General features: G+C 33.4%; 10 protein-coding genes. All 10 read left to right on the top strand.

Annotation, left to right across the window (positions count from 1 at the left end):
- The first annotated feature begins 25 nt into the window (after positions 1 to 25).
- Complete coding sequence (pyrH, locus tag CHB72_RS01280) at positions 26 to 742, top strand: UMP kinase (RefSeq protein ID WP_089281045.1); 717 nt, start codon at positions 26 to 28, stop codon at positions 740 to 742.
- Between the two features lie 29 nt (positions 743 to 771).
- On the top strand, positions 772 to 1329 hold the full coding sequence (frr, locus tag CHB72_RS01275) for a ribosome recycling factor (protein WP_089281044.1): 558 nt from the start codon (positions 772 to 774) through the stop codon (positions 1327 to 1329).
- Positions 1330 to 1331: 2 nt separating this feature from the next.
- Positions 1332 to 1520 (top strand): PASTA domain-containing protein, encoded by a 189-nt coding sequence (locus tag CHB72_RS01270; protein WP_089281043.1) that lies wholly within the window; start codon positions 1332 to 1334, stop codon positions 1518 to 1520.
- Positions 1521 to 1563: 43 nt separating this feature from the next.
- The gene (locus CHB72_RS01265; RefSeq protein WP_089281042.1) at positions 1564 to 2322 is read left to right on the top strand and encodes an isoprenyl transferase; all 759 of its coding nucleotides are present in this window, start codon (positions 1564 to 1566) and stop codon (positions 2320 to 2322) included.
- A gap of 10 nt (positions 2323 to 2332) precedes the next feature.
- Positions 2333 to 3115 (top strand): phosphatidate cytidylyltransferase, encoded by a 783-nt coding sequence (locus CHB72_RS01260; RefSeq protein ID WP_089281041.1) that lies wholly within the window; start codon positions 2333 to 2335, stop codon positions 3113 to 3115.
- A 171-nt stretch (positions 3116 to 3286) separates the two neighbouring features.
- Entirely contained in the window at positions 3287 to 4429 is a 1143-nt protein-coding gene (locus CHB72_RS01255) for a 1-deoxy-D-xylulose-5-phosphate reductoisomerase (protein WP_089281040.1), read from the top strand.
- Between the two features lie 15 nt (positions 4430 to 4444).
- Entirely contained in the window at positions 4445 to 5455 is a 1011-nt protein-coding gene (gene rseP, locus CHB72_RS01250) for an RIP metalloprotease RseP (protein ID WP_089281039.1), read from the top strand.
- A 254-nt stretch (positions 5456 to 5709) separates the two neighbouring features.
- Positions 5710 to 6765 (top strand): flavodoxin-dependent (E)-4-hydroxy-3-methylbut-2-enyl-diphosphate synthase, encoded by a 1056-nt coding sequence (gene ispG, locus CHB72_RS01245; RefSeq protein ID WP_089281038.1) that lies wholly within the window; start codon positions 5710 to 5712, stop codon positions 6763 to 6765.
- Positions 6766 to 6786: 21 nt separating this feature from the next.
- Positions 6787 to 7416, top strand: coding sequence for a glycosyltransferase family 2 protein (locus CHB72_RS01240; RefSeq protein WP_089281037.1), 630 nt, complete (start codon positions 6787 to 6789; stop codon positions 7414 to 7416).
- 15 nt (positions 7417 to 7431) lie between these two features.
- A complete protein-coding gene (locus CHB72_RS01235; protein WP_089281036.1) occupies positions 7432 to 11742 on the top strand; it encodes a PolC-type DNA polymerase III in 4311 nt (1436 codons plus the stop codon).
- Positions 11743 to 11864 lie beyond the last annotated feature (122 nt).

Below are 11864 nucleotides of genomic sequence, written 5' to 3'. Positions count from 1 at the left end.
AAATATTAAGATTGGAGGCTTGTAAATGAAAACACCTCTATATAAAAGAGTACTTTTAAAGTTAAGTGGTGAAGCTTTAGCAGGAACGAAAGGATTTGGTTTAGATACAGAAACGATTAATAAAATTGCTGAGGAAATAAAATATATTACTGAAAAGGGAGTACAGGTAGCAATTGTTGTTGGAGGAGGAAACTTCTGGAGAGGTAGAAGTGGTGAAGGAATGGATAGGACCACTGCAGATTATATGGGAATGATGGCTACTGTAATTAATGGATTGGCTTTACAGGATGCTTTAGAAAATATAGACATCATGACAAGAGTGCAAACAGCTATAGAAATGAGACAAATTGCAGAACCCTATATAAGAAGAAGAGCTGTAAGGCATTTAGAAAAAAGTAGAGTTGTTATTTTTGCTGGAGGAACTGGAAATCCTTACTTCTCTACAGATACTACTGCTGCATTAAGAGCTGCTGAAATTGAAGCAGATATCATATTATTAGCAAAAAAAGTTGACGCTGTATATGATAAAGATCCACATACTTATCATGACGCTAAGAAATTTGAGGAATTAACCTATTTAGACGTGCTAAAATTAGAGTTGAAGGTAATGGATTCAACCGCTACTTCTCTTTGTATGGATAATAGAATACCCATTAAAGTATTTAGTTTAGACGAACCAGAAAATATAATCAAAGTTATATACGGTGAAAGAATTGGTACTTATATACATAGTGAAACTTAATATAATTATTATTTAAGGGAGGAGAAAACATGTATTTACAAGCACACAAAGAGTTAGAAGAAAAGATGAATAAAACTCTAAAGGTACTAAAGGATGACTTGAACAGTATTAGAGCTGGTAGAGCAAACCCTGCAATGCTGGATAGACTTACGATTGATTACTATGGAACAGTGACACCTATTAAGCAAATTGCCTCCGTAACTGCACCAGAACCAAGAATGATAACAATTCAACCCTATGATCCATCTATTATGAATCTTATTGAGAAAGCTATACAACAATCAGATTTGGGGATTAATCCTTCAAACGATGGAAAAATTATAAGGTTGAATATTCCTCAGCTAACAGAGGAAAGAAGAAGAGATTTAACGAAAATAGTTAAGAAGACAGCAGAGGATAGTAAAGTTGCTTTAAGAAATGAGCGAAGAAATGTAAATGATGCATTAAAGAAAATGCAAAAAGATGGAGAACTAACAGAAGATGATTTGAAAGCGGCTCAGGATGAAGTCCAAAAAATCACTGACAAATTTACAAAACAAATTGATGAAATGATAGAAAACAAAGAAAAAGAAATTTTGGAGGTATAAATTTGAAATCAATCCCTGATGTTTTAGGCTACAGAGCTGAAGATGCTTTAGCTGTATTAAATTCTAATTCATTTAAGGTTGTTATAAAGGAAAGTATCAGTAAAAAAAGTAACAAACAAGGGGATACTAGGGTTATACAGTTAAAAAAGTTAACTGATGATGAAGTAGAGATGATTATATCTTATTTTTAAGCCCCCATTTGGGGGTTTAAAAATACTTAAGGTGGGTTACAAAATGAAGATTATTCGTAATATAATAAGCAGTAAAGTCGAAAACGGTTTAAAGATTGACCTAGAAAAGATACCAGGACATATCGCTATTATTATGGATGGAAACGGAAGATGGGCTAAAAAAAAAGGTTTGCCTAGGACCTTAGGACATAGGGCAGGGGTGGAAGCATTAAGAGATGTGGTTAGAACTGCATCAGATATTGGTGTGCAGTATTTAACCCTTTTTGCATTTTCAACGGAAAATTGGAAAAGACCTGAACAAGAGGTTTCTGCTTTGATGAAGCTATTGATAGAATTTTTAAAAAAAGAAGTTAGTGAGCTTCACAAGAATAATGTTAAGATTAATACCATTGGTGATATACTTGCATTTCCGACTGCTGTTCAGGATGAAATAAGTAAATCAAAATCTTTAACCAATAGTAACACTGGGTTATGTGTAAACATTGCATTAAATTATGGCAGCAGAGATGAAATAACCAGAGCAGTACAAAAGTTATCGATTGAAATATCAAATAATAAGTTAAGTATTGACGATATTAATGAAGATATAATTAAAAAATATTTAGATACTGAAAATATACCGGATCCTGATTTGTTAATTAGAACCAGCGGAGAATATAGATTAAGCAATTTTCTTCTATGGCAATGTGCCTATACAGAATTATGGTTTACAGATACTTATTGGCCAGACTTCAATGGAAAACACCTATTGGAAGCTATATTTGATTTTCAAAATAGACAAAGACGATTTGGTGGAGTTTAGGGGGGGTTTCATGCTAAAAAGAATAATCAGTGGTTTTATAGGAATTCCCTTTTTGGTTATTATCCTTCTTAAAGGTGGTATTTACTTATACCTGGCAACAATGTTGGTGGCTTTAATAGGATTAAATGAATTTTATCACGCTATGAAACATAAAAACTATGAACCAATGTCCTTGATTGGTTATGGACTATCAATTATTCTTTTAACAATGTTTTATTTATCCTTTGACGTAATATACTTCTTAGCAATTATTGTCCTCACTATTATTATTTTTAGTGGTTTACAGTTATATAATTTCAAATATAATGTTGTTGATGGGAGTCTAACTCTTTACGGATTATTATATGTAACAACATTTCTGGGACATATTATTTTAACAGATAAATTGGCGAATAATGAAATGATATGGTTAATATTCATTATTGCATGGTCTACTGATACTTTTGCCTATTTTGGCGGATATTTTTTTGGAAAAAGAAAGCTATGTCCTAAAGTAAGTCCCAAGAAGACAGTTGAAGGAGCTATTGCGGGCGTATTAGGCTGCATGTTTTCTTGTGGTATATTTGCATATGTTTTTTTCATAGAATATATGGTAATGATTATAATATTGGGAATGATAGGAAGCATTCTTTCACAACTAGGAGATTTGACAGCATCACAAATTAAAAGGTATGTTGGAATAAAAGATTTTGGTAATTTAATACCGGGACACGGGGGTATTTTAGATAGATTTGATAGTATTCTATTTACTGCTCCAATTGTGTATTATTTCTTTATTATATTTATGAAATAGCAATTAAAGTAAGCATAGCACAGAGGCAATGCTTATTTTATATATTAAGAAAGTTCTACTTTCCTATGCTCGTCTTCAGGAAGGTGCTCAGACAGCTTTGCTGTCGTCGAAGGAAACCTAGGGTTTCCTAGCGAAAGCATCGAAGATGCTTTTTTATTGAGGAGTGAAATGATGAAAAAAATTTGCGTACTAGGATCAACGGGTTCTATTGGAAAACAAGCTTTGGAAATAGTAAAAGAACATCCTGAAACATTTAAAGTGATTGGTTTAGCAGCTATGCAAAGTATTGATGATTTAGAACAGCAGATTAGGGAGTATCAGCCTAAAATAGTGGCGGTTTTTAATGAAGAGAAGGGAAAAATGCTGGCTTCTCGGATATCCTCAAATACAAAAATATGTTTTGGTATAGAAGGACTTATTGAAGCTGCTACTTATGAAGATGTGGATATTGTGTTAAATTCCGTAGTAGGGAGTGTGGGATTGTTACCAACAATTGCTGCATTAAAATCTAAAAAAAATGTGGCGTTGGCCAATAAAGAAACTTTAGTTGCTGCTGGAGAATTGGTAATGGAGACCTCCTATAAAAATAGTGTAAGTATTATTCCAGTTGACAGTGAACATTCAGCTATTTTTCAATGTTTACAAGGGGAAAAGCAGGAAGATATTTCTAAGATCATACTAACAGCCTCTGGAGGACCCTTTAGAAACTGGGACTACGCTGATATAAAAACTGCTAGCTCAAGTGATGCTTTAAGGCATCCTAATTGGAGCATGGGAAAAAAGATATCTATTGACTCAGCAACACTGATGAACAAAGGATTAGAAGTCATAGAAGCCAAATGGCTATTTGATATTCATGTTGAAAACATTGAAGTGATTATTCATCCCCAAAGTATAATTCACTCTATGATAGAATTAAAGGATCGCTCTGTTATTGCACAATTAGGGATCCCAGACATGAAACTTCCAATACAATATGCTCTTTCCTATCCCGATAGAGTTGAAGGCAATGTTAAGGGCCTGGATTTTAAAAAGATTAACAGCTTAACATTTACAGAACCAGATTTACAACGGTTTCCATGTTTAAAGTTAGCCTTTGAAGCTATAAAAATAGGAGGTACAATGCCATGTGTATTAAACACTGCTAACGAAATATTGGTAGATTATTATCTAAAAAATAGAATAACCTTTTATGATATATCAAAATATATTGAAAAAGTGATGAATAAACACAATGCTTTTTCTTACAATAATGTTGAGGAGTTATTGGAGTTAGAAAAATGGGTAAAGAGTTGGATAATAGACGAATTATGATAGGAAGGTGTTTTTATGACTACTGCTCTTACAGCAATTTTAGTGTTTGGTTTGTTGGTGTTTTTTCATGAACTAGGCCACTTTAGCATTGCAAAACTTGTCGGTATTAAAGTGCATGAATTTGCAATAGGAATGGGTCCTAGGCTGTTGAAATTTACAAAAGGAGAAACTGATTATTCCATTAGAGTTTTGCCACTCGGCGGCTACGTTAAAATGGAGGGAGAGGATGAAACTTCTAATGATATTAGGAGTTTTAGCAAAAAAACTGTTGGTGAACGAATAGCAGTCATTTTTGCTGGTCCTTTCATGAATTTTATTTTAGCGTTAGTGCTATTTGCGATTATTTTTTACAATATAGGGGGGATTCCAACTACAACCATTGATGAAGTGATTGCTAATTCTCCTGCAGAGTCAGTAGGGATTCAAAGGAACGACCAAATCCTTACGATTGACGGAGTTGCAGTAGAGGATTGGGAACATTTAGTGAATGAAATAAACACTTCAGAAGGTGAACCTATGAAGATTGGTTTACTAAGAAACAACGAAAGAATTGAAAAAATAGTGGAGCCACAAAAGGAAGAAGAAAGCAATCGTTTCATGATTGGAATTGTACCTGCTACAGAAAAATCATTTACTTTGGCTATGAAGGGAAGTTATCAACAAACAAAAATGATTTTTATCGAAATGTTTGGCTTCTTTAGAAGAGTTTTTGCTAGGCAGGCTACAACTGCAGAAGTTGTAGGACCTGTAGGAATTATTAGCTTAGTAGGGCAAGCGAGTCAAGATGGTTTATACAATGTGCTGTATTTGGCTGCACTAATAAGTATTAATCTAGGCATAGTAAATCTACTGCCTATACCGGCACTTGATGGAAGCAGAATTTTGTTTTTGGTATTCGAATTCTTTAGAGGTAAACCAGTAGATCCGGAGAAGGAAGCCTTCGTGCATATGATAGGATTGGCACTACTGATGTTATTGATGATTATTATTACCTATAAAGATATTTTAACCTTTATTACGGGGTAATATATAGATAACCAATTTTAAACTTTAATTGCACTCTGTGAAAGTGACTGACACCAAATCAAAGATTTGGGTCATCTACTTTTGATATACACGGTCTACGGTTTCGTCCAAAACCATGGGCTGCAATGTAGCCATTAGTATATCAAAAATTCACCTTGTATAAACGACTGACATGAAATCATAGGTTTCAGTCATCTGCTTAAGTTCTGTAGTTGCTTACCCCTATCTATAGATAGATTAAAATTGAACCGAAGGTGATCAAGTTGAGAAAAAAAACTAAAGTAGTTGCTTGTGGAGATGTTTATATTGGAGGTAATCATCCAATATCAATTCAATCTATGACAACAACCGATACTAGAGATATAAGTGGAACTGTAGAGCAGATAAAGGCATTGGAAGAGATAGGCTGTGATATTGTTAGATTAGCTGTACCTAATATGGAAGCAGCCTATGCTTTAAAGCAAATTAAAGATCAAACTACGATTCCTATTGTTGCTGATATACACTTTGACTATCGTTTGGCTTTAGAAGCTATTAAAAATGGGATTGATGGCTTAAGATTAAACCCTGGTAATATTGGAGAAAAAGATAGAGTCAGAGAAATCGTTAAGCTAGCAAAAGAAAGAAATATAAAAATTAGAATAGGCGTTAATGCAGGCTCCTTAGAAAAAAAACTTTTAGATAAGTATGGACGCCCTACTTCCGATGCAATGGTAGAAAGTGCTTTAGCTCATATAGCTATTCTTGAAGAAATGAAATTTTATAACATTGTAATTTCTTTAAAAGCCAGTGATATTCAGCTAACGGTTGATGCCTATAGAGAAATGTCCAATAAGGTTGACTATCCTTTGCATTTAGGAATCACTGAAGCTGGTACAATATGGGCTGGGACGATAAAGTCATCAATAGGAATAGGAGCATTACTACTTGACGGAATTGGTGATACCGTTAGAGTTTCATTAACAGGAGATCCGATTGAGGAGATAAAGGTTGGAAGACAAATATTAAAATCTTTAGGAATAATACAAAATGAAATAACGATAATATCTTGTCCCACCTGTGGTAGATGCCAGATTAATTTAATTCATTTAGCCAATGAAATAGAAACCAAGATAAGTACCCTAAAGAAACCTTTAAAAGTTGCAATTATGGGATGTGCAGTAAATGGTCCTGGAGAAGCAAGAGATGCAGATATCGGCATAGCTGGAGGAGTTGATTCTGCATTATTATTTAAAAAGGGTAAAATTATAAAAAAAGTTCCCGAAAGCGAAATTATTAGAACATTGATAGAAGAAATAGAAAATATGTAACTAAGGAGTAGAAGGTTTATAATGGAAATATCAGCTATTATACCTGCTTATAATGAAGAAACAAGGATAAGAAATGTACTAGAGCCATTAAGCAAATACTCACTGATCACAGATATTATTGTTGTTGATGATGGCTCAGAAGATAATACATCTTTAATCGTCTCGGAATATGATCATGTAAATTTAATTAAATTATCACAAAACAGAGGGAAAGCTCAGGCCATTAAAGAAGGTTTAAGCTATTGTACAGGAGACATTATACTCTTATTAGATGCTGATTTAATAGGATTAAATTCTAAACATATTGAATCTATGTTGGCGCCTCTATTATATGATAATATAGAAATGACAGTAGGAATCTTTCAATCTGGTAGGCTAATAACAGATTTAGCTCAAAAGGTTGCTCCTAATTTGTCGGGGCAGAGGGCATTTAAGAATACCTTACAAGAAGATATTAAGAAGTTAAATATGAGTGGTTATGGTATCGAGATAGCTATTTCTCAATATATAAAAAATAATAAAATAAAATATCAACAGGTTTTTTTAAAGGACATTAGTCATGTGATGAAGGAGGAAAAACTTGGCTTTAGTAAAGGTATGGTGTGGCGGTTGAAAATGTATAAGGACATACTAAAATACTGGATGAACTAGAATAGGGGGAACCATATGGATCCTTTAAAACAAAAGATTAGTATTGTTGACTTGGCAGCAACTTTTAATATAGAACCCATTTCAACGTTGGAAAATACTTTAATAGAAGGAATAAAATTTTATAAGAAAAGAAAAAAGTTAGTTGTTCATTTAGAGTCTACAGAAATAGTAAAACAGGAGGAATTGGAGCTCTTTATTAAACAACTTAAGAAAAATATAAAAATTGTAAAAGATGTAGAGATTCACATTGAGTATAATTACAAGTATCACACTATTGAAGAATTAATAACAATAAATTGGGATAATATTTTATATATTCTTAATAAAGATATTCCGGCAATTGCAGCTATAACAGACCAGTTAGAATGGGAAGCTAAAGAAAAAACATTATCTATTACAATTGAAGAGCCTTTTCTATCTCAAAAAGCCAAAGAACGGAATGTGGGGAAAAAGATAGAAAAGTATTTCATGCATTATTTCCAACAAAATATAAAGTGTAAAATAATCTGCAGTAAAGAGTTTTCATTTGATTTATCTACCTACGAAGAGCAAAAAGAAAAAGAAAACACGATTTTGGTAGATAGAATGAAAAAAGAAGTGACAGAGTTAGAAAATAAGCAACAAAAAGCTGATAGCTCAAATAAGGGAGCAGGAGCTAGTGTATATTCACCAATACTCTATGGCAAGAAATTTTCTGGCGATTCAATACCTTTAAAGGATATCTCAAATGATTTAGAAAGTATAATCATTGAAGGTGAAGTTTTTTCACTAGAAGCTAGAACATTAAATAGTGGTAAAACTTTGCTTATTCTACAAATGACTGACTATACAAACTCAATAACTGTAAAAGTTTTTGAAGGAAGAAATCAGACTGTCGATATGAAAGAAATCGTATCAATAGGACAGTATGTAAAGGTTAGAGGAGATATTGCCTACGATAAATATTTGAGAGAAAACATTTTAATGGCTTCTGATATCCTTCATATTTCTAAAGAAGACAGGAAAGATCTTTCAGATACAAAAAGAATAGAGTTACACTTACATACACAGATGTCCTCTATGGATGGCATTTCAAATGTATCTAATCTAGTAAAAACCGCAGCTAGCTGGGGACATAAGGCTATAGCTGTTACGGATCATGGAGTAGTACAGGCTTTTCCAGAAGCTATGGAGGCCGCCAGTAAATATGGTATCAAGGTGATTTATGGTCTAGAAGGATATTTAGTGAATGATGAGGGCAAATTGATTGAAGTGGATGAAAAAAGCTATTCATTAGAGGATGAATATGTTATTTTTGACATTGAAACAACTGGTTTATCTAATGTTCGTGATAAAATCACTGAAATTGGCGCAGTGAAAATCAAAAATAGACAAATCGTTGACAACTTTTCTACTCTAATTAATCCTCAAATTCCTATTCCAGAAAAAATTACTGAATTAACAGGTATCACAAACGAAATGGTTGAAAATGCTCCTACAATAGAGAGTGCATTACCAAGATTTTTAGATTTTATTGGTACATGTTGTTTAGTGGCACATAATGCTGATTTTGACGTTGGTTTTATTAGAGAAAATGCAAAAAAAATAGGATGTCAAATAAAGAATACCATTGTTGATACCCTAAAGCTATCAAGAATCCTGTTAAGCCATTTAAAACGACATAAATTAAACACCATTGCGAAGGAATTAAATGTGGTACTAGAAAACCACCATAGGGCAGTAGATGACGCTAAAGCAACAGCAGAAATATTTATTAAATTTATAGAATTAATGAATGATCGAGAGATTTATACACTACAAGATATTAATCAATTTCTGGGAAAAAAAGTTGATGTCAAAAAGCTTGACTCCTTCCACATTATTTTACTAGCTCAAAATCAGGAGGGTTTGAAAAATTTATATAATATTGTCTCTGCGTCTCATCTTAATTATTTTTATAAAAAACCTAGAATACCTAAAAGCTTATTGAATCAATACAGAGAAGGTATTATCGTTGGTTCTGCTTGTGAATCTGGAGAGCTATTCCAGTCATTACTTAACAATGCACCTATTGAAGCAATAGAGAAAATTGCTCAGTATTATGACTATTTAGAGATACAACCATTGGACAATAATAAATTTCTAATAGAAAAAGGCATGCTCAATGGTTATGAAGATTTAAAAAATATAAATAGTAAAATTGTAAAAATGGGAGAGAAGTTAGGTATCCCGGTTATCGCCACAGGAGATGTACATTTTTTACACCAGTATGATGAATATTATAGAAGGATTCTCATGACAGGCCAAGGATTTAGTGACGCAGATGATCAAGCACCATTATATCTTAAAACTACAGATGAAATGCTACAGGAATTTAGTTATTTAGGGATGGACAAAGCAAGAGAAGTAGTTGTTACAAATCCCAATAGAATTAACGATAAAATTGATGAATTAATTCCTATACCCAATGGTACTTTTCCTCCTGAAATCGAGGGTTCTGAGGAAGATCTGAGAAGACTGTGCTATAGTAAGGCTGAAAGAATTTATGGGGATCCGATACCAGCTATTGTGAAGGATAGGTTAGATAGAGAAGTAAACTCAATTATTAATAATGGTTATGCAGTCATGTATATTATTGCACATAAATTAGTTGCTAAGTCTCTAGAGGATGGATATTTAGTTGGTTCAAGGGGGTCGGTAGGGTCTTCATTTGCTGCCACCATGAGTGATATAACTGAGGTAAATCCGCTACCTCCTCATTATGTATGTCCTGATTGTAAACATTCTGAATTCATTACAGATGGCTCTTATGGTTCAGGTGCTGATTTGCCGGACAAAAAGTGTCCTCAATGTAATCAAGAATTAATTAAGGACGGGCATGATATACCTTTTGAGGTATTCTTAGGTTTTGAGGCAGATAAAGAACCAGATATAGACTTGAATTTTGCTGGTGAATATCAAAGTGAAGCCCATAAGTATACAGAGGAGCTCTTTGGAAAGGGCAAAGTTTTTCGAGCAGGAACGATAGGAACCATAGCCGATAAAACTGCTTATGGATTTGTAAGAAAATACCTTGAAGAAAAACAAATAGATTGCACTCAAGCTGAGATTAATCGGCTTACTATGGGATGTACAGGTGTAAAAAGAACTTCTGGACAACATCCTGGAGGCGTGATGATTGTACCTAGCAACAGAGATATTCACGAGTTTTGTCCCATACAGTATCCGGCTAATGATGTCAATGCTGGAGTGATCACTACCCATTTTGATTATCACTCGATAAGCGGAAGATTATTAAAATTAGATATTCTAGGTCATGATGTACCTACCATTATTAGAATGTTAGAGGATATTACAAAGCTTAATGCACAGCATATACCGTTGGATGATCAAAAGACTATGAGTATATTTACTTCAACAGATACATTAGGAATTGATAGTGAAGACTATAAGTGTGAAGTAGGTACTTTAGGCATACCAGAGTTTGGAACAAAGTTTGTAAGACAAATGCTGATTGATACACAGCCAAAAACTTTTGCGGAACTAGTTAGGATTAGTGGATTGTCCCATGGAACGGATGTTTGGATAAACAACGCACAAGAATTGGTGAGAAGTAATGTTGCTGAATTGAAGGATGTTATTTCTACTAGAGATGATATAATGAATTATTTAATCTTAAAAGGCTTACCAGCAAAATCATCTTTTAAAATCATGGAAAATGTAAGAAAGGGAAAAGGTCTAAGCCCAGAGGATGAAGCGTTAATGAGGGAAAACAATGTACCAGAATGGTATGTTGATTCCTGCAATAAAATAAAATATATGTTTCCAAAAGCCCACGCAGTTGCTTATGTTATGATGTCCTTTCGAATTGCATTTTTTAAAGTCCATTATCCAGAGTCATTTTATGCCACTTATTTTACCATGAAGGCAGAGGATTTTGATGCTGATTTAGTTACAAAAGGCAAAGAAATAGTTAAAAAGAAAATTATAGAATTAGAGAATATGGGCAATAATATGACAGCGAAGGAGAAAAACCTTTTGACAGTATTAGAAGTAGCTCTAGAAATGTTTTGCAGAGGAATTGAATTATTATCGGTAGACCTATATAAATCAGATGCAGATAAGTTTATTATAATAGAGAACAAACTTTTACCTCCATTAAAATCATTGCAGGGGGTTGGGCAAAATGCCGCCCGTAGTATTGCATTAGAAAGAGACAAAGGAGAGTTCCTTTCAATAGAGGATTTACGGATGAGAACAAAGATTACTAAAACTGTCATAGAGACTTTAATAAATCATGGGTGCATTCAAGAACTGCCTGTAACAAATCAACTTTGCCTCTTTTAACTTGCACCAAAAGAAAGTTTATGATATACTCGAAGTAACAATATATATTATTTCTATAGGAGTGGGAATGCCCCACTCTTTCCTATTATAAGGGTAAAATGAGACTTAATTCAGAGGGAGTC

Origin of the sequence: Anaerovirgula multivorans (genome assembly GCF_900188145.1) — a bacterium.
Lineage (GTDB): Bacteria > Bacillota > Clostridia > Peptostreptococcales > Natronincolaceae > Anaerovirgula > Anaerovirgula multivorans.
The sequence above is the reverse complement of the archived record's forward strand: the minus strand, read 5'-3'. Positions and strand labels throughout refer to the sequence as shown.